The following is a 23,137-nucleotide window of genomic DNA, read 5'->3' as shown; positions in this document are numbered from 1 at the left end:
GATTTGGGCCGACCCCCGCGCCAAAAATTTAGGATCGGGCTGCATGGAAAGAAAAATCATCGTTCAGGCCCTAAAACGGAGTTTTTCAACACAATCGGCCCATCGCCCCCAACTGTCAGCCCACCGGGGTCGGCCTTGGCGGCTTCGGCGAATTCGGCAAATGTTTGATACGGGCTGTCGGCGGGGACCGCCAGGACAACCGCATCAAGCTGAATGTTTCCGATGGGTTCAAAGTCCGGCATTTCAAACGGAACATCGTCGCGCAGCATCTTGACTAAAGCGTTTCGACATTAACCTGAGACATATCCGGCGGCCTTAAAGTAGTTCCAGCATTCTACTGGGTCGTAGAGATCGCAGATTGCTCCGATTGCTTCGAAGACCTGGGTAAAGGACCTGGCCCCGATCCGTCGCAAATGGGCTTTCAGTTTAGAGAAGGCCTGCTCGATGGGATTCAGGTCGGGCGAGTACGGTGGCAGGTAAAGGAACCAGCAGCCGTGATTGCGTAAAGCCTGCGTCGCCTCCTTATTCCGGTGGGTTGCCAGGTTGTCGAGAATGACGACAGTGCCGGGGTTGATCTCGGGGACCAGCACTTCGCGGATGTAGGCCGCGAAGGCGGGGCCATCTATCGCTCCCTTGATGACCCAAGGTGCGATCAGCGCGCCTTGGGTCAGGCCCGCGATCAAGGTTTGGGTTCCCCAGCTTCCGAAGGGCGCATCCATCGTCAGGCGCTTACCGCGCTTGGCTCTGCCGCGTAGGCGCGTGAGGTTTGTCTTCACTGCGGTTTCGTCAATAAAGACAACGCGCTCAGGAAAGGTCGCAATGGCTGGCGAGCGGTATCTGAACCAGTCGGCCCGTTGCTGCCTTACCTTGGCGCGGCGGCGCTCGGTTGCGACCAGCGACTTTTTTGTACGTGAAGCCGAGCCGGGACAGAAGGTTGGCGATGGAGGAGTGATGCACCCGCACACCCTCTGCATCGGCCAGCGCATTACGCAACTCAAAGAGCGTGATGTCAGGGTCTTGTGCGATCAACTCCTCAAAGAATTCCCGATGCGGAGCCAGCTTTCCCTTGCCGCGCGGCGGTCCCTGCCGGGCAGGTTCCGCATGACCCTTCATCCTCACCTGACGCGCCCACCGCGCGCCTGTGGCAGGCGACAGCTTCAACCGCAACGCCGCCGCGCGCCCGCTCAACCCTTCTTCAATGTATCTCTGAAACCGTATCCGAAGCGCAGATGGCAAAGGTGCTGACATGATCCATCCTCCCAAACAGGATGAATCACAGATCAGGTCTCAAGGGAATCCCTCGCGATTCAGGTTCAAGCCGAAACGCTTTAGGAAAATGGACGGGATGTTGATGAAGCGGATGCGGGAACAATTGGCCCTGACATTAAAGGCGACACCGCGCGCCAGCGTTCACCCGCCGTCCGCACAGCCCGCAATGCCCTGTGCCACGCCTTCCAGCAGCGCTTCGTAGAACGCCGGTCCGGGCGTGATCCCCTGACCAACGGGATGCAGATTTGTCACCGGAACGCCGCTGCCAGCGGCCAGTGTTTCGACCAGCGCGTCGCTTTCGACCCCTTCCGAAACAATGCAGTCAACCGCGCCTTCGCGAACCAGTGCGCCCAATTCCGCCAGATGCCGCGCACCCGGGGCGCTGTCCTCATGGGTGCGGATGGCACCGACAATCTGCAGGCCGAACGCATCCGCAAAATGTCCCCACGCGTCATGCGCTGTGATCAACCGGGCACCGCGATCGTCTTTCAGAATGCCCAGGGCCCGAAGTGTCAGATCGGCCAGTCGCGCCCCGGTTTCCTTGGCGTTCTGCTGATACAACGCGGCATTCTGCGGGTCTGCCACGGACAATGCCTCGGCAATTTCGGGCAGCCAGCGCAGCGCCTGCGCCGGGTCCAGCCACAGATGCGGGTCGTCCTCATCCTCGACCAGGTCAGGGGCCAGGGGCAATGTGCGCGCGCCTTGCGTTGCCAATACATCACCCAGCCACGAGGCCAGTGCCGGGCCGACCCAGATCACCAGATCAGCCGAGGCGATGGCACTGGCCTGCGACGGGCGCAGTGCCATGTGATGCGGGTCGTCCCCGGGCTGCAACAGAAGGTCGGGGACGCCGACCCCGTCCATCACCTGCGCCACCAGCGAATGCACCGGTGCGATATCGGTGACAACTTTGGGGCCAGCGGCCAGGGCCGGGCTGGCCAGCCAGATCAAAATCAAAAACGTGCGCATCAGTGCCTCCTTGCGGTATCCGCGATGGTCGATTAGACAATATGTTATAAGATAACAAGTGAGGATTTCATGGCGACCACGCCCGCCGCATTCTGCAACCACGATCACCACGCCTGCGCGTCGCAGGTTCTGGCGCGTGCCGATGCCCGTGCCCGCGCCGAAGGTCTGCGCCTGACAGCGGTGCGCCGACGCGTGCTGGAAATCCTCGCCTCGGGGCATCGTGCGCTTGGTGCTTATGAAGTGCTGGATCAACTGGCCCGGGATGGTGGCAAGCGGCAGCCTCCCGTTGCTTATCGTGCGCTGGACTACCTGGTGAAACACGGGTTCGCGCATCGCATTCAGGCGCTGAATGCCTTCGCTGCCTGTACCGAGGCGACGCCGGACCACATCCCGGCGTTTTTCATCTGCGATACCTGCCAATCCGTCGCCGAAACCCCGGTGCGTGCGGTGGGCCGGGCGATGCAGGACGCCGCAGGACGCATCGGATTCGCGATGGAGGCGATGAACCTGGAGGCTGTCGGCCAATGCCCTGCCTGCGAGGGCGCGCAGTGAAGGACAACGCTCTGATCTCAGCGCAGGGGCTGCACGTGCATCACGGCGACTTGCCGGTTCTGCACGGCATTGATCTGGCCATCGCACGTGGCGAGATCGTGACCCTTGTCGGCCCGAATGGGTCCGGCAAATCGACGCTGATCAAGGCGCTGCTGGGCGTGGTGCCTGCCAGCGCTGGGAATGTGACGCGCGCGCCGGGGCTGCGGATTGGCTATGTGCCGCAAACCCTGTCTTTGGATGCGACCTTGCCGATGCCGGTGGCGCGGTTCCTGTCGCTGCCGACGCGCCACGCCAAAGCCGAAATCGCAGCCGCCTTGGAACGCACCGGCGTCGCCGGTCTGGAAGCCAGGCAATTGTCAGCCCTGTCCGGCGGCCAGCGTCAGCGCGTGTTGCTGGCCCGTGCGCTGCTGGGCGATCCGGATATCCTGATCCTGGATGAGCCGACGCAAGGCCTCGACCAGCCGGGCATCGCCGCCTTTTATGCGTTGGTGGCCGAGGTTCGCGCCGAACGCGGCTGTGCGGTGCTGATGGTCAGTCATGACTTAACCGTGGTGATGCGCGCCTCGGACCGGGTGATCTGCCTGAACGGGCATATCTGCTGTCAGGGCACGCCCGAAGCGGTGCTGGACGCGCCCGAGTACAGCGCCCTGTTCGCCGATAGCGCCGCGGCGCTGGCAATCTATCGCCACGCCCATGATCACAGTCATGACCATGACCATGACTTGGCACAGGATCACGCCCATGGGGATCATTGATGCTGGATGACTTCCTGCTGCGCGCCGGGTTGGCAGGCGTCGGCGTGGCCCTGGCAACCGGCCCGCTGGGGTCTTTTGTCGTCTGGCGGCGGATGGCGTATTTCGGCGATGCAACAGCCCATGCCGCCATTCTGGGCGTCGCGCTGGCGCTGGCGCTGGATCTGCCGGTTGTGCTGGGGACGCTTGTGATGGCCGCCTTCGTCGGGTGGGCGGTTGCGGCCCTCGCCGCGCGCGGGCGGGCCGTGGATATGTCGCTGATCGTCATCGCCTATGGCGCGCTGGCCGCCGGGCTTGTCGGCGTCTCGCTGGCGGGGGGCGGGCGCATCAACCTTGAGGCTTATCTGTTCGGTGACATCCTGACCGTGACGGTGCGTGACCTGTTGGTGATCTGGGGCGGGGCGATCCTGGTCCTTGGCCTGTTGCTCTGGCGTTGGGCGGCGCTGCTGACTGCGACCCTGAACGAAGACCTTGCTTCGGCCGCCGGGCTTGATCCGGCACGTGAACGATTGGTGCTGACGCTGGCGCTGGCTGTTGTGGTCGCCGTTGCACTGAAAGTCGTGGGGGCATTGCTGATCGGGGCCATGCTGGTGATCCCGGCGGCGGTGGCCCAATCGCTGGCCCGCAGCCCCGAGGCGATGGCGATCCTGGCCGTAATCGCCGGAATGCTGGCCGTGCTGGGCGGTTTGGCCGGGTCATACTTTTTCGACACGCCGGCCGGGCCGTCCATCGTCGTTGCGGCGGCAGTGCTGTTCGTTGCATCGCTGCTGGTGCGCAGATCGCGCTGATATCGCGATGGCCCCCCTCACCACGCCGCTACATTGGTTGAGTTGATGTGCGACGCGGGTGTGCTAAAGCGTTTCGGCTTGAACCTGAATCGCGAGGGATTCCCTTGAGACCTGATCTGTGATTCATCCTGTTTGGGAGGATGGATCATGTCAGCACCTTTGCCATCTGCGCTTCGGATACGGTTTCAGAGATACATTGAAGAAGGGTTGAGCGGGCGCGCGGCGGCGTTGCGGTTGAAGCTGTCGCCTGCCACAGGCGCGCGGTGGGCGCGTCAGGTGAGGATGAAGGGTCATGCGGAACCTGCCCGGCAGGGACCGCCGCGCGGCAAGGGAAAGCTGGCTCCGCATCGGGAATTCTTTGAGGAGTTGATCGCACAAGACCCTGACATCACGCTCTTTGAGTTGCGTAATGCGCTGGCCGATGCAGAGGGTGTGCGGGTGCATCACTCCTCCATCGCCAACCTTCTGTCCCGGCTCGGCTTCACGTACAAAAAAAGTCGCTGGTCGCAACCGAGCGCCGCCGCGCCAAGGTAAGGCAGCAACGGGCCGACTGGTTCAGATACCGCTCGCCAGCCATTGCGACCTTTCCTGAGCGCGTTGTCTTTATTGACGAAACCGCAGTGAAGACAAACCTCACGCGCCTACGCGGCAGAGCCAAGCGCGGTAAGCGCCTGACGATGGATGCGCCCTTCGGAAGCTGGGGAACCCAAACCTTGATCGCGGGCCTGACCCAAGGCGCGCTGATCGCACCTTGGGTCATCAAGGGAGCGATAGATGGCCCCGCCTTCGCGGCCTACATCCGCGAAGTGCTGGTCCCCGAGATCAACCCCGGCACTGTCGTCATTCTCGACAACCTGGCAACCCACCGGAATAAGGAGGCGACGCAGGCTTTACGCAATCACGGCTGCTGGTTCCTTTACCTGCCACCGTACTCGCCCGACCTGAATCCCATCGAGCAGGCCTTCTCTAAACTGAAAGCCCATTTGCGACGGATCGGGGCCAGGTCCTTTACCCAGGTCTTCGAAGCAATCGGAGCAATCTGCGATCTCTACGACCCAGTAGAATGCTGGAACTACTTTAAGGCCGCCGGATATGTCTCAGGTTAATGTCGAAACGCTTTAGGGTTCGCCATTCCGTCCAGCCGAAAGCCCTTGAGTGACCGCGAAACCGCCAGATCGCAGCCGATGCGCCCGTGACGCCCAACCCATTGCCGTCCCGTGGCCGGAGCATGCCTTTGACCGGGTCTGATCCGGGCCTTGATGGCACCCCGGACAGGCAGCGCACCGGGGCCGGGCTTGCGCGGCTGATCCTGCGTTTGGTACTGATTGTGGTGATCGTTGTCGCGATCAATCGGCTGGCCGCCTGGGCCATCGACCCCGAAGATTTCGCCCCTGGCCATTTCGCCGCCAGCGATCCGATGGTGATCGTGGCCGCCGGATTTTACGCCGCGCTGTTGGCCTTGCCTTTCGTACCGGGGGTCGAGATCGGCGCCGCAATGCTGAGCGTGCTCGGCCCGCCGGTGGCCGCGCTGGTCTATGGTGCGACGCTGGTCGGGCTGTTGCTGGCCTATGCGGCGGGTCGCTTGATTCCAGTGCGCCTGACGACAGGGGCGCTGCGGCGGATCGGGCTGCACAGGATGGCCGACGGCATCGCGCGCATCGCGGCCATGAAGCGCGCTGAGCGGATGTCGGCGCTGACCGAAGGATTTTCCGGCCCCGTCGCGGCCTTCCTGCTGCGCTATCCCGAGTTGACGCTGATCCTGCTGTTCAACATCCCCGGAAATGCGCTGATCGGTGGGGGCGGTGGCATCGCCATGGTCGCGGGGATGAGCCGTGTCGTGTCGCTGCCGCGTTTCATCCTGGCCACCGCCATCGCCGTCGCGCCGGTCCCGCTGGCGGTCTATTTCTTCGGGATCGATCCGTTTCAGTGAGGTCAGGGCGACGTTCGGATGTCACCCAACTGCCTTATCCTAAACTAATGAACCACGTCCCGGATACCCGCGCCGGCCTTAGCGCGTGTTGGCCTGGAACGGATATTCACCAATGCATCGCAAGCAGGGCGCGCGCCGGACTGGTGGGCTGGCGCTGCACCGTTGAGTTTGCATGATTTATGGCTCAGGTTTGGTCATCAGCTCGCTTGGACGCGCAAAGTTCAGACCAGCGCCTGACCGGCGGGACCGGTCCGGCGCGCGCCCTGCGCCTTACGGCGCGCACCGGGCGCAGGTACAAACTGCCAATATCTGCTTCTAACCAATTGTGACCGAGAGAGTTAGTTTGATCAGACGGCGGCTTAACTGCCCCACGGCCCGTGATGCCCCGATCCGCCATCCACGCGTTCAAACCCATGCGCGCCGAAAAAATCGCGCTGGCCCTGGATCATGTTGGCGGTGCCGCGCGCAGTGCGCATCATGTCGAAGTAGCTGAGCGCCGCTGAAAGGGCAGGGACGGCCAGACCGTGTTCGCTGGCGCGCGCCACCACTTTGCGCAAAGCGCCATGTGTGTCGCGCATCTTGCCCGCAAAAAACGGCGCGAACATCAAGTTGGCCTCGGGCGTGTCCGCCAGGGCCGAAGCCATGTCGTTCAACATGCTGGAGCGGATGATGCAGCCCGCGCGCCAAACGCGCGCAACCTCGGGCATCGGCAGGTTCCAGCCGAATTCGGCACTGGCGTTGTTCAGCAGGTGGAAGCCTTGGGCATAACACATGATCTTGCCCGCGATCAGCGCGCCTTCCAGATCGTCCAGCGTCAGCGCCCCGTCGAGCGCAACCGGGGCGGCACCAAAGATCGCCTCACCCGCTTCACGCGCCGGTTTCGCGGCACTGATGTTGCGGGCTGCCACCGCAGCCTCGATCACCGGGATCGGCGCGGCCAGATGCTGCGCCTCCACCGCAGTCCAGCGTCCGGTGCCCTTCTGACCGGCGCGGTCGAGGATCACATCCAGCATGGCGGCCCCGGTTTTCGGGTCGGCGGCGACCTCTCCCGAAATCTCAATAAGATAGCTTTGCAGGGGCCCTTCGTTCCAGGATTTGAAGGCACCGGCGATGTCACCCGCCGATTGTCCCATGCCGTCGCGCAGGATGCCGTAAGCCTCGGCGATCATCTGCATGTCGGCGTATTCGATGCCGTTGTGGACGGTCTTGACGAAATGCCCGGCGCCGCCCGCGCCCATCCATGTGGCACAGGGCGTGCCGTCGTAGTCGGCGGCAATCGCAGTCAGAATATGCGCCACCCGGTCCCAGGCCGCGCGCGGCCCACCTCCCATGATCGACGGGCCAAACCGCGCGCCTTCTTCGCCGCCCGAGACGCCGATGCCCAGAAACACCTCGCCCGCGTTTTCGGCGGTGGCGGCGCGGCGCTGCGTGTCGCGGAAATTCGCGTTGCCCGCGTCGATAATCAGGTCGTCGGCGTCCAGCAAAGGGCGCAGCGCGGCGATCTGTTTGTCCACGACCTCTCCGGCGGGGACCATCAGGATGATGGCGCGCGGGGTTGCCAGCGAGGCGACGAAATCCTCCAGCGTTTCGGTCGGTGTGATCTTTTCGACCAGCGGTCCGGCATCACGATGAAACGCCTGCGTGGTCGCGGTTGTGCGGTTGAACACCGATATTGCGAAGCCGTTGTCCGCGATGTTCAGCGACAGCGCCGCGCCCATCGTGCCAAGGCCGATCAAGCCAATTTCGCTGTTCGCCATATCGTGCCCCGATCCTTTGGTCAGTTTGATTGCCTGGTCTCATGTTGGCGCAAACAGGCACCGGATTACAAGGAGATGGCACAATCGTAACGCTTGACGACACCGCCCCACAGGCCAAGACTGCGCCCAACTAACAGGAGCGATACAATGGACGCAGCATTCAAGACATACGTGGCCGAAGCCAAACGCCATCTGCGCGCGCAAGGCGACGTCGGCGCCGCATTTGCAAGCGTTTGCGATGCCATGAAAGCCGAAGTTGATGTGATTCGAAACGCGGACGCCAAGGGCGGCACCGTCATCCCCGAGGTATCTTATGCCAGCATCGCCGATGGCACCGTCACCCAGGCGCAGCGCGCCGACATCCGCCACCGCGGCTGTGCGGTGATCCGGGGCGTGTTCCCGCGTGCAACTGCCGAGGGCTGGAATGACGAGCTTGGCCAGTACATCGCCGACAATGATTATGTGAAACGTTCGCAGGAAAAAGCGGGCATGGATGAATATTTCAGCGGGCTGGACGCCGGCGCGCCGCAGATATTTGGCCTCTACTGGTCGCGCCCGCAGGTGATGGCGCGCCAGGATCCCGCGATGGCGGCGACCAAGCGGTTCATGAACCGGCTGTGGGACGTGGCCGGGCCGATGGGGGATGAATTCGACCCTGATCATGACTACGCTTACGCCGACCGGACGCGGCGGCGCGCACCGGGCGACAAAACGCTGGGCCTGTCGCCGCATATGGATGGGGGCAGCTATGAACGCTGGCTGGACCCCGCATACCAGAAAATCTATGGCCCGATCTTTGCGGGCAACTGGCAGGATTATGACCCCTGGAAGGCGACGTTCCGGACGCAGACGCGGGAATTTGCTTCTCCGGCGGTGTGCTCGATGACGCGGACGTTTCAGGGCTGGACCGGGCTGACGACGCAAGGCCCCGAAGACGGCACATTGCGCCTGATCCCGCTGGCGGGGTCCATCGCCTATTTCCTGCTGCGCGCCCTGCAGGATGACGTTGCCGAAGGTGATCTGTGCGGCGCGCTGCCGGGGCGCGCCTTGGGGGCAACGCAGGACTGGCACGGCGATATCCTGAAAGGGCTGGTCAGCATTCCGGTGGTCGAACCCGGCGATACCGTCTGCTGGCACCCGGATGTGATCCACGCCGTCGGGGATGAGCATAACGGGAAAGAGTACGCCTCGGTCATCTATATTGGCGCGACCCCGAAATGCCCAAAGAACGACGCCTATGCGCGCCGCCAGTCCCAGGCGTTCCTGGAGGGGCGCAGCGCCCCGGATTTCGCGGCCGAGGATTACGAGGTCGATTTCAAGGGGCGCGCGACGTTGGATGATCTGACGGATCTGGGACGCGCGCAAATGGCGTTGTGATTGGGGACATGCTGGCGGACCGGACGCTGCGAAAGTGGTTAACAAATCGCTAAGTGTTTCGAATCCGGCGACATTTCGAAGTGATTTCGCGCGGATGTGTTGTCAGGCGAAACGAACGCCAAACAACACCCGAAGTGGGCCATAGTCTTGCCGCAAGTTCCCGTGAGTTCCCGTTCAGTGGTAATTAACGAGGGCTCTGATGGCTTTGAGAAGACGTTGCGAAACCGATCCGAAAGTTTTTGATCAACAATCATAGGTGCGTGTCACCGCTGTCGATGGCGAAACCCTTGTGGATGCAAGATTTCCATTTTTGCCAACACAGTCGGACCTTGATGAACGCGATAGGCCAGAGCGCAAGAAGGGGCGGTTGTCGGTCTGGGTGAATTCGCGGCTTCGGAGAGTGCCCGCAATCACCCTGAAACGCGGGGACCAAGGGCGAGACGCTGACGCAAAAATTCGGCACTGCGCCAGGCGACCTTTGGTTTGAGCTGTCTGGCAAGGCGTCAAACCGCTGTAACTGCGGGCGATGCCGGCGTTAGAAATCGACGGTGACACCGGGCAGGTTCAGGGTTTTCATCAGGTCGCGCACCTCTTGCCGGGCGGCCACGTTTGAGATGTTCAGCCCCTTCACCCCGATGTCCAGCAGATCCAGCAGCGTCAGACCGCGCGGAAACAGCTCGCGAAAGATCACACGCTCGGAAAAACCGGGGGCAGCGCGGAACCCGATACGTTCGGCCAGCCGGTCCAGCGCTTCGCCCATCTTGCGTTTGTTGTGCATTTGCTGGGCGCCAAGACGGTTGCGCACTACCAGCCAGTCAATGGGCTGCAACCCCGCCTGAGCGCGCAACTGACGCGCGTTCCACACCATCTCGGCATAGACAGACGGCCCTAGGATCTCATTGGTCACCGGATCGGTTTTGGCCAGCAGGTCGAAATCGACAAAGCTGTCATTCAGCGGCGTCAGCAACGTGTCCGCCAGCGAATGCGCCACCTGTGACAGCCGGGTGTGCGAACCGGGGCAGTCGATCAGGATGAAGTCTTTCTGCCCCTCCATCCCGGCGACAGCCGATGATCATGAACATTCTCACCCGGCTGCAGCGCCGACTGATCGACATCCGGCAGATCGCGATATTCGGGAATTGGCAGCGCGATGCCTTCGCGTGCGCAAAAATTGTGCCGGTTCTCTACAAATCGGGCGAAAGAACGCTGCCTGAGGTCGAGGTCCAGCACCCCGACGCCATGCCCCATGCGCACAAGAGCAGTTGCAACATGCATCGAGGTTGTGGACTTCCCCGACCCGCCCTTTTCGTTTCCGACGACAATGATATGCGCCATGTTGTCTGCCCTTTGCCTGTCCACCTGCTGCGCCGCCTTGTGACGGTTCGCGCCGGCACTATATTGGCGGTCCCGGTTTGAGGGAAGCGGAACCGCTTGGGTGCTGAGGCGCCAGTTGATTGTGTTGCAATTGGTTCGCTTCAGACGATGTGCGATGCAAACGGTATGGGTGCGGTGGCCGGGGACGGACGTTGGCGATCAATCGAATAGCCGGACGATCGCCTGCCCGCGGGACGGTCAGGCGATCGCCCGGCACCCTTGCGGGCTTGATTCCGGGCGAAATAACTGGTCGTGCCAAAGCCCGCTTCCGGCCGATTGTGTTGAAAAACTCCGAAATCAGAGCGTCGCGGATTTCTTGCGAAAACCTATGAAGCGAAATAGTCGGAAAGCTTTGACCACGAGACAGCGCATGGCTGCGCGTGAGCGCATGTAGGCGATTTGGGCCGACCCCCGCGCCAAAAATTTAGGATCGGGCTGCATGGAAAGAAAAATCATCGTTCAGGCCCTAAAACGGAGTTTTTCAACACAATCCGCCCCCTTCACGACGCCCGCAACCGCGCCGCCCGCAAACGAAAAACGCCGCCCCGAAGGGCGGCGCTTGATCCGTCGAAAAGGCGAGGGGTCGCTTAGAACCCGAGCCCTTCGTATTTCTTTTTGAACTTCGACACGCGCCCGCCGGTGTCCATCAGGCGGGTGCCGCCGCCGGTCCAGGCGGGGTGAACCGAAGGGTCGATGTCCAGCGACATCTGGTCGCCTTCCTTGCCCCAGGTCGATTTCATCTGCACGACGGTGCCGTCAACCAGCTTGACGTCGATCATGTGATAATCGGGATGTGTATCTGCTTTCATGCTACCGCTCCTCCTAAGCGTTCGCGCCCGAGGGCGGGCGATAGTTTGTCTGCTCGGCGATGCGGGCGGATTTGCCACGGCGCGCGCGCAGATAGTACAGCCTGGCACGTCGCACCCGGCCACGGCGGACCACGGTGATGCTGTCGATGTTGGTGGAGTGCAGCGGGAACACACGCTCCACACCCTCACCAAAGGAAATCTTGCGCACCGTGAACGATCCGGCGATGCCGCGGCCATTCTTGCGCGAAATGCAGACGCCTTCATAGTTCTGTACCCGGCTGCGGGTGCCTTCGGTGACTTTGTAACCAACGCGGATGGTGTCACCCGCCTTGAAATCGGGGATATCTTTCCCCAGCTCGGCGACCTGTTCGGCCTCCAACTCAGCGATCAGGTCCATCTGATCCACTCCTTAACAATGCGCAGTTGTCCTGCGGTATGGGGCCAACCAATGAGAGCTCTCAGTCTTTATCCGGGTCCATATCATGCGCTTCACAATATGCCCGCCAGAGGTCAGGTCGGCGTTCTTTTGTCAGCCTTTCGGCCATGACCTGTCGCCAGTCGGTGATCTTCGCGTGATGGCCCGACAAAAGCACTTCGGGAATCAAGCGACCGTTCCAGTCGGCAGGTTTCGTATACTGCGGGTGTTCCAGAAGCCCGGTGCTGAAGGATTCTTCTTCAACGGACGCCTGATTCCCAAGCACGCAGGGTATAAGGCGGACTGTGGCGTCGATCAAGGCCATTGCGGCAATCTCTCCACCCGTCATGACGAAGTCGCCCAGGCTGACCTCGGTCATGTCGCGCGCGTCCAGAACGCGCTGGTCTACGCCCTCAAAACGCCCCGATAGCAGCGTGATACCGTCTGCTGCGGCCAAACGCTGGGCCATGGGTTGGTCGAACGGTTTTCCGCGCGGCGACAGATAGAGGGTGGGCCAATCTTTCCCGTCGATCCCGCGCGCCGCCTCGTCCAGTGCGGCGTCCACGATATCGGCCCGCAACACCATCCCGGCGCCGCCCCCGGCGGGCGTGTCATCGACATTGCGGTGCCGCCCTTCGCCAAAGCGGCGCAAGTCGATGGTTTCAAGCTGCCAAAGTCGGTCTTTCAGGGCCTTACCCGTCAGGGATGTGCCAAGCACACCGGGGAAAACCTCGGGCAACAGCGTCACGATGCGGGCTGTCCAGACGCCGGGGGCGGGCGTGTCCGCCATGAGATCCCGCGGGCGGGCCGAGGCGGAAATCGATTTCGCACCGTGGGATTTGCTGGGTGGAATGGACATCTCAGGCACCGGGATTGCGGGCGATCCGGCCTTTTACGCGGCTCGGTCCCGGGCTGCAATCAGCACCGCCGAACCCGCGCGCGGCATGGGCTTAGCCAGGCAGTAGGACAGGGTGCCATTGTGCCACCAATCAGGCGCACAACGAGGGTCGGCGCTTTTTCCCTGTTCCAAAACCCATCTGCGGCAGGGTAAACGCCGCGCGGAAGAATTCGCCAATCCAGTGCATAAGTTCCACCCCCACCAGAGTGCCGTCCTGAATACCTGAATCGCGATCGGAAATGGCTGCGCCCGGTGCGCGCCGCAGGCGCAGGGCGCACGCCAGACCGGCTCCACCGGTCTGGCGTCGGTTCGAGGTGGGCACATCCGGGATAGTTGACGGCTAACACGGAACCATAAATCATGCCGGTCAACCGTCGCTGCACCAGCCCGCCGGTCCGGCGCGCGCCCTGCTTAGGGTGTTCGTTTTGGGCATTGTAAAAGAATACGTGGATGATGTTTGGACATGCGCATGATCGGCAGTGCCCGGGATCCATGCGTCGATCAAACCCAAGCCAGTCGTTGAACGTTCACATTAGAACGTCAGTCCCCGAACAAACCCTCGGGCGGGTCGGCCACGATGCACTTGGCGGTCAGATCGACGGTCGGTGCGGCGGCGCTGGTGAAGGGCAGCAGCACCGGTTCGCCCCCACCGGGGGGCGTGATCTCCAACAGGTCCGAAGCGCCATGGTTCAGAACATTCTGAACCGTTCCCAGTATCGCGCCGCCCGTATCAACGACCGTCAACCCGATCAGATCGGCGTGGTAGTATTCATCATCCGGCAGCGCGGGCAGGCGATCCCGATCAGCAAAAAGGCGGGTTCCGCGCAACGCCTCGGCAGCCTCACGAGTGCCGACACCTGTCAGCTTCGCCGCAAAACCGGCACTTGCCGGGCGCAGGCTTTCAATATGGAAATCGCGCAGGCCCTGTTCGTCCGTCAACGGAGCGTATTGGGCAATGGCCGCCGGTTCGGCGCAGAAGGACTTCAGGCGAACCTCGCCCGTGACCCCGAAGGCCCCGGCAATGGCGCCGACGCATATGCGCCCGCTCATCGTCGGGCACCATTCGTGGTGGGGGCGGCGCGCGATTGCGCCGCCCCGGCATGTTTGCGATGTGTCCGCCATGGCCGGGTCATCTGATCACGCGGTCTGGCCACACCCAATTGGTCACTCGGCTTTCCCGGCGTCGTCACCTGCAGCGACGGCATCGTCCGCCGGAGCGTCCTCTGCTGCGGCTTCGGCGGGGGCCTCTTCGATCTGCGCTTCCTCAGCGGGGGCTTCCTCTTCAGCGGGGGCTTCGGCAGCGGCGGCAGCTTTGGCGGCCTTTTCTTCGGCGCGCTCAACCGCTTTCTTGCCAGGCTCGGCCTTCTGCGGGTTGTTGCGTTCGACCTTGGCGCGGTGGCCTGCGGCCTCTAGCATGCGGGCGATCCGGTCGGTGGGCTGGGCGCCAACACTCAGCCAGTATTCGACCCGCTCCATGTTCATTTTCACACGCTCTTCGCTGTCTTTGGCCAGCAGCGGATTATAGGTGCCCAGCTTTTCGATAAAGCGGCCATCGCGCGCCATGCGGCTGTCGGCGGCGACGATCGAATAATGTGGGCGTTTCTTGGACCCGCCACGGGCGAGCCGGATTTTCATAGCCATTGTGTTCTTCCTTCCAGACTTACTTTTGATGTTGTTTGTGATGGTGGATGACTTCCTGAATGATAAAATTCAGGAATTTCTTGGCGAACTCGGGGGCGAGTTCGGCTTCACGGGCCAGCGCCTCAAGGCGCGCAATCTGCGCAGCCTCTCGGGCCGGGTCAGAGGGGGGCAGATCGTGTTCTGCTTTCAGCTTGCCGACCGCTTGCGTATGCGCAAACCGTTCGCCCAGCGTGTAGACCAGGATCGCGTCCAGCCGGTCGATACTGGCGCGGTGGGATTTCAGCAGTGCAGCTGCGCGGGTGGTTGCGTCGCTCATTTTGCGGCCTCCGGGTGGGGGTGGCGGTAGACAAGGATCGGCCTGTCGGGATTGGGCTGGGGCGCGTCCGGATCCAGCACCGCGCCAAGCCGTTCGGCCAGCGTGACCGACGGGTCATTGCCCGGCACAATATAGCTAACGACCGTGTCCCAGCCGAGGGTGTCCCAGGCGTGATCTATCGCGGCCTGCGCCGCTTCGCGGGCATATCCTTTGCCCTCATCAGCGGCCTTGAACAGCACCCAGCCGACTTCGGTTTCTGGCCAGTTGCTGGGGAACCAATGGCCGACGATGCCACGGGCCGTGTCATCCCCCTTCAGCGTCAGAATCCACATCCCGCAGCCCTGCAGAACCCAATGACCAATCTCGCCTGCGAACGCATTCCAGGCGTCGCGTCCGTCAAGCGGCCCGCCAACGTATTGGGACCGCTCGCAGGCATAGAAATCGACAAACGCATCATAGTCACGCGGCTGCGGCGCGCGCAGGATCAGGCGCTCGGTTTCTAGTGCGGGCGTGGTGAAGGTGACACTCATGCCGCTACCTGCGGTGTGAAGCGATAGGTCAGGTCAGGGTCCCCGCCCGGCGTTGCGGCATCCGGGTCAAGGATGCCGCCAAGTCGCTGCGCCACACTGATCGAGGCGGCGTTCTGCGGATCGATATAGGCGACCACGGCCGCAAGGTTCAGCGTTTCGAACGCATATCCCCAGATCGCCGCCATTGCTTCGGAAACGTAGCCTTTGCCTTCATGCACGCCGTCCCACAGGCACCAACCGAATTCAGGCTCGGGCCAGGTCTGCGGATACCACAGGCCGCCATGGCCAATCACGGTTCCATCCTTCAGGCACCAGATGTGAGAGCCATATCCGCGCAGAAGCCAAAGCCCCGCCATGTGGCCATAAGCCTTGGCAACCGCCCAACGGTCGGTGGACGGACCGCCGACAAACCGGGACCGTTCAGTGGCGAAGAAGTCCACGAACGCCTCAAAATCCGTCGCGCGTGGTTCACACAGGCAAAGGCGCTCGGTCTCGAACGTCGGGATGGACAACGCGCGGGTCATTGAACGAAAGTGCCGCGCTGACGCGCGATTTCTTTTACGGGCGTCCGTGGCGGCGTGAGCCCACCGTTCTGAGGACGCGCAATCTGCATTGGGGCCGCTGTGCTGAGAGGCGGTTGAGGGGCAGGTCTGCCCTCAACGCGCCTGTGCAAGGCTGATGGGCGAGTCGCCGCAGCCTCAAGCCCGGGCCGCGCGTGCGCGCGGTCGCTGCGCGAGGCTTGACCCTGCGTCGAATCGCTGTGTGCGCCAAGGCGTCTGGCCGATGTGTTCACGCGTTTGTTCTTTGCGCGGATGTACCTGACCATAAATCCGGCGCTGACGCGGGTCACATGCGGCAGGTCTTCGATCACAGGGGCGCGCAGTACAAGCCGTTTGGCTTCAAGAACAGGCAAGGCGGCACGATAAAGTACCGTCGCCATCGCCGCCTTGCCGGACGGGGGCTGAGTGCAGTGCCGCTGCGTCATTTCTTTTTGCCAAAACCGCTGAGGCCGGGGGGCAATCCGCCCGCGCCGCCCATGCCGGGGAAGCCCGGGGGCAGGCCGCCTGCGCCCTTGCCAGCTTCGGCCTGCGCGGCGGCGATATCGGCAGCACTTGGCCCGCCTTTGCCGAACATTGTGCCGATGGCGTTTTTCAGCGCGCCGCCTTTGCCCATTTTGCCTAGCTTTTTCATCGTGTCCGACATCTGCCGGTGCATTTTCAGCAACTTGTTCAACTCGCTGACCTCCAGCCCGGCGCCCCTGGCGATCCGCTTCTTGCGGCTGGCTTGCAGCAGAGCGGGGTTGGCGCGTTCGCGTTTGGTCATCGATTGGATCAGGGCGATCTGGCGTTTCAACAGGCTGTCATCCATGCCCGCCGCCGCCACCTGGCCCTGGTATTTCTTCATGCCCGGCATCATCCCCATGAAACCGTCCATGCCGCCCATCTTCAGCATCTGTTCCAGCTGGGCGCGCAGGTCGTTCATGTTGAACTGGCCTTTCTGGAAGCGCCTCATCATGCGCTCGGCCTGTTCAGCCTCGATCGTTTCCTGCGCTTTTTCGACCAGCGAAACGATATCGCCCATCCCGAGGATCCGCCCCGCGACACGGTCGGGGTGGAATTCTTCCAGGTCTTCCAGCTTTTCGCCCAGGCCAACGAATTTGATCGGCTTGCCGGTGACCGCGCGCATGGACAGGGCCGCGCCGCCGCGTCCGTCGCCGTCCATGCGAGTCAGGACGACGCCGGATACTCCGATGCGGGTGTCGAAGTTTTCCGCAGTGGAGACTGCGTCCTGCCCAGTCAGGCCGTCGACCACCAATAGCGTTTCGCGCGGGGTTGCGATGTCGCGCACGGCCTCAACCTCGGCCATCAGAATGTCGTCGATGGACAGCCGCCCGGCAGTGTCGAGCATATAGACGTCGTAACCACCAAGGCTCGCCTGTTGCTTGGCGCGTTTGGCGATGTCGGTGGCGGTCTGACCCGGCACAATCGGCAACGTGTCGACGCCGATCTGGGTGCCCAGGATCGCAAGTTGTTCCATCGCCGCCGGGCGGTTGGTATCGAGGCTTGCCATCAGCACCCGCTTGCCGTCCCGTTCTTTCAGGCGCTTGGCAAGCTTGGCCGTCGTCGTCGTCTTGCCGCCGCCCTGCAGGCCGACCATCAGGATCGGCGCGGGCGGGTTGTCGATCTTCAGCTTGCCAAGCTCGGCCTCGTCACCGGCAAGCACATGGACAAGTTCGTCGTGAACGATTTTCACGACCTGCTGGCCGGGGGTGACCGATTTTGTGACGTTCTGGCCGGTGGCCTTTTCCTGCACCGCAGCGATGAAATCGCGCGCGACCGACAGGGACACATCCGCTTCCAGCAGTGCCACGCGCACTTCGCGCAGCGCGGTCTTGACGTCATCTTCGCTGAGCGCGCCGGCCTTGGTCAGCCGGTCGAAGACCCCTGACAGGCGGTCAGAGAGGGATTCGAACATATGCAGCCTCCTTCATCCAAGTCACGCCCCCAATCTGGGAAGCGATCCGCCAAACGCCAAACGCACCCGCGGGCGAAACCTCGCTGACGGGTGGCGATCCCGGCTGATCCGGGACCGGAAGTCTGTTGTCACTTCCGGATTGGAGGCGTCATATTGTCGTGAGGGGTGGCTGTCAAGAATGGGTAGAAAGCCAGGCATTGATGGCTTCTGCGGCGCGCGCGCTCGAAGCGCTGCTTTCGTAGGCACCACGTGTCGACACCAGGCCCGTAGGTTCGGCGAAATTGAGCGCAACCCGAAATGTATTGCCGCCGCTGGTCTGAACTTCGGCGGAATGCAGATCGCTCAGGCGAAACTTTTGCGACGACATGCGTTTTGCGCCCTGTGTGCGGATTTCGACCAAATCATTGCGCCGGTCGAGGTAGACCCGCGTTCGACGTAGCGCCCACAGAAGCGCAAGCGCGATACCCCCGAAGCCCGCACCCCAGATCAGAAGCAGGACCTCACCTCCGAATATCCCGCCCAGAAAAAAGCCCAATCCGATCAGAACCATGATCGCCAGAACGAATGCCCAGAAAACCGGACGATCTTCGAGGATCAGCATGTCGGGGGTATTCGACAAAATGCGCATCTATAGGCACCTTAGAGCGGTGTTTTGAGGATCTGGTCTTTATGGGCATAAAACACCACCGACGCCAAAACGCCCAGCACCAGCGCCGGGATGGCCGATGGCCCCAACACAACCAGATGTGCAATGACCGCGCCGATCATGGTGCAGATCAGGATCAGAGCACCGCGCGCCTGCCAACCCGGAATGAACAGCAGGGCTGCGCCGATAACCTCGATCACCGCCGTGAAGTAGCGGAACCATTGGCCCCAGCCGATGGCCGCAAAGGTCTGGACCATAAGCTCGACGCCCATCAGCTTGGCAATTCCGGCGCTTAGGAATGCCAGCGCAACAACGATCTTTATGGCAAGCAGGCCATAGAGGCGGATCGGGTCGGACATGGTGAACTCCGGTTCTGTGTGACGTCGGGTCGTGGCAAACTGTGAAATCACCGGCTTTCTAACAAGGGCTGCCGGCGAAGAATATCCGCATCTGCGCACATATCGCGGCTATTCTGGCGCATTCGGTGCGCATTCGCAAAGTGTGGATTGTACATGCTGCGGAAATGGCGTTTGCTGCGCCGTACGCGGGCGCGTGTCCGCCCGGCAGGAAAGCAGACCCCGCGATGGCGATCAGCGACTGGGATGAAATCCGCACCGCTTATTATGTGGCGCGCCATGGCACGGTGTCGGGGGCCGCGCAGGCGCTGGGCGTGCATCATGCGACAGTGATCCGCCATATCGACGCGCTTGAAGGGCGGCTGGGGTCGAAACTGTTCCAGCGGCACGCGCGCGGCTATACCCCGACCGAGGCGGGCGCGGATCTGTTGCAGGTCGCGCAGGTGACCGAGGATCAATTCAGCCAGCTGGCGGGGCGTATTCGCGGCGGTGGCGCCGATGTTAGCGGAGAGCTTGCCGTCACCTCGCTGGTGCAACTGTCGCCGCTGATCGTGCCGGTTCTGGCGCGGTTCCAAATGGCCCACCCTGACGTCAATATCCGCCTGCTGACCGGAGAGCGTCTGTTCCGTCTGGAATATGGCGAGGCCCATGTTGCAATCCGTGCCGGGTCCGCTCCGGATGATCCCGACAACGTGGTGCAGCCGTTTTTTCGCGCGCCCATGGCGCTGTATGGGTCGGCCGATTATGTCGCGCGCCACGGTCGCCCCGAAAGCGACGCGGATTTGCGGGGCCATCGTTTTGCCGGTTACAGCGCCGAAACCTCTCCGGCGCCGTTTGAACAATGGTTGCGCAAGGCCGTTCCGCCCGAGGCAGTCGTCTTTCGCGGGGCCGATACGCGGGTTCTGATCGATGCTGTGCGTGCCGGGGTCGGCCTTGGGTTCCTGACCCGCTGGGAGGCTGCGGATGCAAACCTGGTTGAGGTTATGGCGCCGCGCGATGAATGGGCGGTCGCGATGTGGCTGGTCAGCCACGTGGACTTGCATCGCACCCCGAAGGTACAGGCGATCCTGGCCGAATTGAAACAGGCGGTCCACGACTGGCCCGCAGATTGGGTCGCGTGATATGACCGCCCCGGCAGAGACGCCATCCAAACCGGCCCTGCACCGCCGCCTGCCGCCTGCTACTGCCGGACACCTGGCAATGCTGGCGTTTTCCGTTCTGGTGGCCGGATCGTTCAGTCTGGGCGCGATGATGGCGCGTGATATTGATCCGCTGGCCCTGACAACTGCGCGCTTCTTTCTGGCGATGATCGTGATCGGTGCGCTGGCCACCGCCACCGGGCACCTCGACCGCTGCGTTGCCAGGCAACCCTGGCGGCACCTGATCCTTGGCGGGCTGTTTGCGCTGTACTTCGTCCTCATGTTCGAGGCATTGAAGACCGCATCGGCGGTGTCGACCTCGGCCATATTCACATTGACGCCGCTGCTTGCCGCCGGCTTTGGCTGGTTGATTTTGCGACAGGTTGCGACGCGCCGCATTCTGGCGGCACTGGCCGTGGGCGCTTTCGGTGCGCTTTGGGTGATCTTTCGCGGCGATCCTCGCCTCGCCATGGAATTCCGCGTTGGCGAGGGGGAAGCGATCTACCTCCTCGGCAGTTTGTTCCATGCGCTTTATATCCCGCTGGTTTCGCGTTTGAACCGGGGCGAAAGCGCGCTGGCTGGCACTTTCGCCATGCTTATCGGGGGCACGCTTGTGCTGGCTGTTCTGGGGGGACGATCCGTCCTTGCGACGGATTGGAGCGCGCTTGCCCCACTGGTCTGGATAACGCTGGCCTATCTGACGCTTGCATCGGGCGCGGGTACATTCCTGCTGCTGCAATTTGCCAGCATGCGCCTGACGGCGTCGCGGGTGATGGCCTATACCTATCTGACCCCATGCTGGGTGATCGTTTGGGAGTTGGCGCTGGGCAACGGCGCGCCGCCGCTGATTGTTCTGGGTGGTATCGGGCTGTGCTGTGTCGCGCTCTATATGCTGCTGCGATCGGACCCTGCGGTGCGGGATGGCGCGGCACCACCCTCGGTTTGATGAACCACGAATTGGCCCTGTCAGCAGGTTCGCGCCCCGGAAATCCCGTGCCTGAAGGTTGTCCTGCCCCGGTGTCCGTCCTTATGTCGGGGGTGTGACCGTTCGGGCGCCTGTGTCAGGACGGCGGTTAACAATTGGAGTTATTCATGCGTAGGATCATCTACCTCGTCGGGCTTGTCGTCATCGTTCTGGTCATCGTCCAGTACGTTCGCTAGGCCGGTTTCGGCTTCCAAAAACCGTTCGAACGCGTCCAGATTGACGGGTTCGAACTGCCCGAAGGATTGCATCCAGACCGAGGCATCCTTCAACGCGTCGGGTTCCAGACGGCACCAGGTCACCCGGCCGCGCCGGTCGCGGCTGATCAGACCGGCCCTGGTCAGGATCGTCAGATGCTTCGAAATGGCCGCCAGCGACATCGCGAAGGGTTCGGCCACATCGGTGACGGCCATATCATCTTCCAGCAGCATCGCCAGAATCTGCCGCCGGGTCGGATCGGCGAGGGCCGCAAACGTCTGGTCAAGATCGGGCATGGCACCTCGGGCGGGGCAATTGGGTCGGCGGACCTGTTTAACACGCGGGCCCGCCTGATTAGCAACCCGGGCGCCCTATGCGCGCTTTGCGATCCGCCTCACCAGCCTTTGACCGCGCCGGGGCATCCGCCAATCCCTTAACCGATTGGTTGAATATCATCCGCACGAATCCGGGCGCTGTGACGCGCTGACGCAGTCGGATTATATTATTTGATAACAACGATTTATAAGATTATCTGCATCGCTTGACTCGGGCCCGCACCAAACCTAGGTTCCGCGCAAAGAACGAAGGGGTCTTTGCCGATGCCTGATGATCCGGAAAAGGCGCAACTGGACGCGCTGGACGCCCGGATCAAGGCGGCAAAGGGGGAAGACACGCCCACCCGGAGTTTTGAAGAGCATCATTCCCAAGCCCATCTGGCCTGGCGCATGGTGATCGAGCTTGTGGCGGGTGTCGTCATCGGTTTCGGCATCGGATACGGGCTGGACAGCCTGTTCGGGACGCTCCCGATCTTTCTGATTGTCTTCATATTGCTGGGGTTCGCGGCAGGCATCAACGTGATGCTGCGATCCGCAAAGGAATTGAACGCAGCCGCGTCGCAGGACGGGGCAGGGACGAAAGGCGACGAAGATGGCAGATGACGCGAAAGCCGAAGGCGGTCTTGAATTCCACCCGATGGATCAGTTCATCGTGAAACCGCTGTTTGGCGGCTCCGAGGTCAACTGGTACACGCCAACGAATGTAACCCTGTGGATGGGTCTGGCCGTGCTCTGCGTTGTGCTGCTGCTGGTCATCGGCACCCGCCGCCGCGCAACCGTTCCCAACCGGATCCAGTCCATCGCCGAGCTGGCCTATGGCTTCGTATATAAAATGGTCGAAGACGTCAGCGGCAAAGACGGGGTGAAATATTTCCCCTACATCATGACGCTGTTCATGTTCATCGTTTTCGCCAACGTGCTTGGCCTGCTTCCGATGAGCTTTACGACAACCTCGCATATCGCCGTAACTGCCGTAATGGCCTTCACGATTTTCATCGCCATTACCGTGCTGGGCTTTGTCAAGCACGGCGCGTCCTTCCTGGGCCTGTTCTGGGTCGGCTCAGCCCCGCTGGTCATGCGCCCGGTGCTGGCGGTGATCGAGGTCATCAGCTATTTCGTGCGCCCCGTCAGCCACTCCATTCGTCTGGCTGGCAACGTCATGGCAGGCCATGCGGTCATCAAGATCTTCGCAGGCTTCGCAGCCGTCACCTGGCTTGCCCCGGTGTCAATCGTGGCCATTGTTGGCATGTATGCGCTGGAAACGCTGGTCGCGTTCCTGCAGGCATACGTCTTCGCAATTCTGACCTGTGTGTACCTCAAGGATGCGCTGCATCCGCACCACTAGGTCTGAACTCAAACAATCCAAATTCCATCGTAAGGAGAAAGATCATGGAAGGCGATATCGTAGAAATGGGGAAATTCATCGGCGCAGGCCTGGCCTGTACCGGTATGGGCGGCGCCGGTGTTGGCGTGGGTAACCTGGTTGGTAACTTCCTCTCTGGCGCTCTGCGCAACCCATCGGCAGCTGCCGGTCAAACCGCGACAATGTTCATCGGCATCGCGCTTGCCGAAGCCATGGGCATCTTCTCGTTCCTGGTTGCGATCCTGCTGCTCTTCGTCGTCTAATCC

At 62.2% G+C, this 23,137-nt stretch carries 27 protein-coding genes and 2 pseudogenes; 12 read left to right on the top strand and 17 right to left on the bottom strand.

Translation table 11 applies throughout. The features are described from left to right. Positions 1 to 56: 56 nt before the first annotated feature. From GKR99_04350 to GKR99_04340, 3 genes are all read right to left on the bottom strand, one after another. Positions 57 to 269 (bottom strand): hypothetical protein, encoded by a 213-nt coding sequence (locus GKR99_04350; protein ID NKB26816.1) that lies wholly within the window; start codon positions 267 to 269, stop codon positions 57 to 59. 21 nt (positions 270 to 290) lie between these two features. Further along, positions 291 to 1,248, bottom strand: a protein-coding gene (locus tag GKR99_04345; GenBank protein NKB26815.1) for an IS630 family transposase whose coding sequence is annotated in 2 segments (ribosomal slippage) — positions 291 to 905 and positions 907 to 1,248 — 957 coding nt in all. Because the reading frame shifts where the segments join, the coding sequence is not laid out codon by codon here. Between the two features lie 162 nt (positions 1,249 to 1,410). Next, positions 1,411 to 2,238, bottom strand: a complete 828-nt coding sequence (locus GKR99_04340) for a zinc transporter (protein ID NKB26814.1) — start codon at positions 2,236 to 2,238, stop codon at positions 1,411 to 1,413. Positions 2,239 to 2,307: 69 nt separating this feature from the next. On the opposite strand from GKR99_04340, the gene GKR99_04335 reads away from it, so the two are divergent. The 5 genes and pseudogenes from GKR99_04335 (at position 2,308) to GKR99_04315 (ending at position 6,260) form a co-directional block, all read left to right on the top strand. Then, positions 2,308 to 2,790 (top strand): transcriptional repressor, encoded by a 483-nt coding sequence (locus tag GKR99_04335; GenBank protein ID NKB26813.1) that lies wholly within the window; start codon positions 2,308 to 2,310, stop codon positions 2,788 to 2,790. Further along, entirely contained in the window at positions 2,763 to 3,545 is a 783-nt protein-coding gene (locus GKR99_04330) for an ATP-binding cassette domain-containing protein (protein NKB26812.1), read from the top strand. The genes GKR99_04335 and GKR99_04330 overlap by 28 nt, the downstream gene beginning before the upstream one ends. Then, positions 3,545 to 4,330 carry an iron chelate uptake ABC transporter family permease subunit gene (locus GKR99_04325; protein NKB26811.1) on the top strand — a complete coding sequence of 262 codons (786 nt, stop codon included), beginning with the start codon at positions 3,545 to 3,547 and terminating at the stop codon, positions 4,328 to 4,330. The genes GKR99_04330 and GKR99_04325 overlap by 1 nt, the downstream gene beginning before the upstream one ends. A 147-nt stretch (positions 4,331 to 4,477) precedes the next feature. Continuing rightward, positions 4,478 to 5,436, top strand: a pseudogene (locus GKR99_04320) (IS630 family transposase). 86 nt (positions 5,437 to 5,522) lie between these two features. After that, complete coding sequence (locus GKR99_04315; protein ID NKB26810.1) at positions 5,523 to 6,260, top strand: hypothetical protein; 738 nt, start codon at positions 5,523 to 5,525, stop codon at positions 6,258 to 6,260. A gap of 359 nt (positions 6,261 to 6,619) precedes the next feature. Here the strand turns inward: GKR99_04315 and gndA are convergent, their stop codons facing one another. Beyond that, positions 6,620 to 8,017: an NADP-dependent phosphogluconate dehydrogenase gene (gndA, locus tag GKR99_04310; protein NKB26809.1), complete on the bottom strand. Its 1,398-nt coding sequence runs from the start codon at positions 8,015 to 8,017 to the stop codon at positions 6,620 to 6,622. Between the two features lie 147 nt (positions 8,018 to 8,164). Here gndA and GKR99_04305 point away from each other — a divergent pair, with 147 nt between their 5' ends. Beyond that, a complete protein-coding gene (locus GKR99_04305; protein ID NKB26808.1) occupies positions 8,165 to 9,394 on the top strand; it encodes a DUF1479 family protein in 1,230 nt (409 codons plus the stop codon). 535 nt (positions 9,395 to 9,929) lie between these two features. Here the strand turns inward: GKR99_04305 and GKR99_04300 are convergent. Next, a pseudogene (locus GKR99_04300) lies at positions 9,930 to 10,729 on the bottom strand (AAA family ATPase). Positions 10,730 to 10,883: 154 nt separating this feature from the next. On the opposite strand from GKR99_04300, the gene GKR99_04295 reads away from it, so the two are divergent. Then, positions 10,884 to 11,162: a hypothetical protein gene (locus GKR99_04295; protein ID NKB26807.1), complete on the top strand. Its 279-nt coding sequence runs from the start codon at positions 10,884 to 10,886 to the stop codon at positions 11,160 to 11,162. Between the two features lie 193 nt (positions 11,163 to 11,355). On the opposite strand, the gene rpmE is transcribed toward GKR99_04295, so the two are convergent. The 11 genes from rpmE to GKR99_04240 all read right to left on the bottom strand — a co-directional run bounded on the left by rpmE (position 11,356) and on the right by GKR99_04240 (position 18,857). Further along, complete coding sequence (gene rpmE, locus GKR99_04290) at positions 11,356 to 11,577, bottom strand: 50S ribosomal protein L31 (protein ID NKB26806.1); 222 nt, start codon at positions 11,575 to 11,577, stop codon at positions 11,356 to 11,358. A 13-nt stretch (positions 11,578 to 11,590) separates the two neighbouring features. Further along, positions 11,591 to 11,974 (bottom strand): 50S ribosomal protein L19, encoded by a 384-nt coding sequence (gene rplS / locus GKR99_04285; protein NKB26805.1) that lies wholly within the window; start codon positions 11,972 to 11,974, stop codon positions 11,591 to 11,593. 61 nt (positions 11,975 to 12,035) lie between these two features. After that, on the bottom strand, positions 12,036 to 12,851 hold the full coding sequence (gene trmD, locus GKR99_04280; GenBank protein NKB26804.1) for a tRNA (guanosine(37)-N1)-methyltransferase TrmD: 816 nt from the start codon (positions 12,849 to 12,851) through the stop codon (positions 12,036 to 12,038). Between the two features lie 579 nt (positions 12,852 to 13,430). After that, positions 13,431 to 13,940, bottom strand: coding sequence for a 16S rRNA processing protein RimM (gene rimM, locus GKR99_04275; protein NKB26803.1), 510 nt, complete (start codon positions 13,938 to 13,940; stop codon positions 13,431 to 13,433). Between the two features lie 114 nt (positions 13,941 to 14,054). Further along, entirely contained in the window at positions 14,055 to 14,531 is a 477-nt protein-coding gene (rpsP, locus tag GKR99_04270; protein NKB26802.1) for a 30S ribosomal protein S16, read from the bottom strand. Between the two features lie 19 nt (positions 14,532 to 14,550). Further along, complete coding sequence (locus tag GKR99_04265) at positions 14,551 to 14,847, bottom strand: chorismate mutase (protein NKB26801.1); 297 nt, start codon at positions 14,845 to 14,847, stop codon at positions 14,551 to 14,553. After that, positions 14,844 to 15,377 carry a GNAT family N-acetyltransferase gene (locus GKR99_04260; protein ID NKB26800.1) on the bottom strand — a complete coding sequence of 178 codons (534 nt, stop codon included), beginning with the start codon at positions 15,375 to 15,377 and terminating at the stop codon, positions 14,844 to 14,846. Before GKR99_04260 ends, GKR99_04265 begins: the two co-directional genes overlap by 4 nt. Further along, complete coding sequence (locus tag GKR99_04255; GenBank protein ID NKB26799.1) at positions 15,374 to 15,901, bottom strand: GNAT family N-acetyltransferase; 528 nt, start codon at positions 15,899 to 15,901, stop codon at positions 15,374 to 15,376. The genes GKR99_04260 and GKR99_04255 overlap by 4 nt, the downstream gene beginning before the upstream one ends. Before the next feature lie 457 nt (positions 15,902 to 16,358). Beyond that, on the bottom strand, positions 16,359 to 17,852 hold the full coding sequence (locus tag GKR99_04250) for a signal recognition particle protein (protein ID NKB26798.1): 1,494 nt from the start codon (positions 17,850 to 17,852) through the stop codon (positions 16,359 to 16,361). Between the two features lie 172 nt (positions 17,853 to 18,024). Beyond that, a complete protein-coding gene (locus tag GKR99_04245; GenBank protein ID NKB26797.1) occupies positions 18,025 to 18,480 on the bottom strand; it encodes a hypothetical protein in 456 nt (151 codons plus the stop codon). Positions 18,481 to 18,491: 11 nt separating this feature from the next. Beyond that, complete coding sequence (locus tag GKR99_04240) at positions 18,492 to 18,857, bottom strand: DoxX family membrane protein (protein NKB26796.1); 366 nt, start codon at positions 18,855 to 18,857, stop codon at positions 18,492 to 18,494. 230 nt (positions 18,858 to 19,087) lie between these two features. On the opposite strand from GKR99_04240, the gene GKR99_04235 reads away from it, so the two are divergent. Both GKR99_04235 and GKR99_04230 read left to right on the top strand, forming a co-directional pair. Next, positions 19,088 to 19,975, top strand: a complete 888-nt coding sequence (locus GKR99_04235; GenBank protein ID NKB26795.1) for a LysR family transcriptional regulator — start codon at positions 19,088 to 19,090, stop codon at positions 19,973 to 19,975. A gap of 1 nt (position 19,976) precedes the next feature. After that, the gene (locus GKR99_04230) at positions 19,977 to 20,939 is read left to right on the top strand and encodes an EamA family transporter (GenBank protein ID NKB26794.1); all 963 of its coding nucleotides are present in this window, start codon (positions 19,977 to 19,979) and stop codon (positions 20,937 to 20,939) included. Positions 20,940 to 21,079: 140 nt separating this feature from the next. Here GKR99_04230 and GKR99_04225 read toward each other — a convergent pair whose 3' ends face one another. Continuing rightward, positions 21,080 to 21,469: a metalloregulator ArsR/SmtB family transcription factor gene (locus GKR99_04225; protein NKB26793.1), complete on the bottom strand. Its 390-nt coding sequence runs from the start codon at positions 21,467 to 21,469 to the stop codon at positions 21,080 to 21,082. 303 nt (positions 21,470 to 21,772) lie between these two features. Here GKR99_04225 and GKR99_04220 point away from each other — a divergent pair, with 303 nt between their 5' ends. Genes GKR99_04220 through GKR99_04210 form a run of 3 tightly spaced genes read left to right on the top strand, consistent with a single transcriptional unit; the run spans position 21,773 to position 23,134 of the window. Further along, the gene (locus GKR99_04220; protein NKB26792.1) at positions 21,773 to 22,111 is read left to right on the top strand and encodes a F0F1 ATP synthase subunit I; all 339 of its coding nucleotides are present in this window, start codon (positions 21,773 to 21,775) and stop codon (positions 22,109 to 22,111) included. Continuing rightward, positions 22,101 to 22,853, top strand: coding sequence for a F0F1 ATP synthase subunit A (locus tag GKR99_04215; GenBank protein NKB26791.1), 753 nt, complete (start codon positions 22,101 to 22,103; stop codon positions 22,851 to 22,853). Before GKR99_04220 ends, GKR99_04215 begins: the two co-directional genes overlap by 11 nt. Before the next feature lie 44 nt (positions 22,854 to 22,897). Beyond that, the gene (locus tag GKR99_04210) at positions 22,898 to 23,134 is read left to right on the top strand and encodes a F0F1 ATP synthase subunit C (protein ID NKB26790.1); all 237 of its coding nucleotides are present in this window, start codon (positions 22,898 to 22,900) and stop codon (positions 23,132 to 23,134) included. Positions 23,135 to 23,137: the final 3 nt, after the last annotated feature.

The organism is Paracoccaceae bacterium (assembly GCA_012103375.1).
GTDB lineage: Bacteria > Pseudomonadota > Alphaproteobacteria > Rhodobacterales > Rhodobacteraceae > WLWX01.
This window is presented reverse-complemented; position numbering and strand designations above follow the sequence as displayed.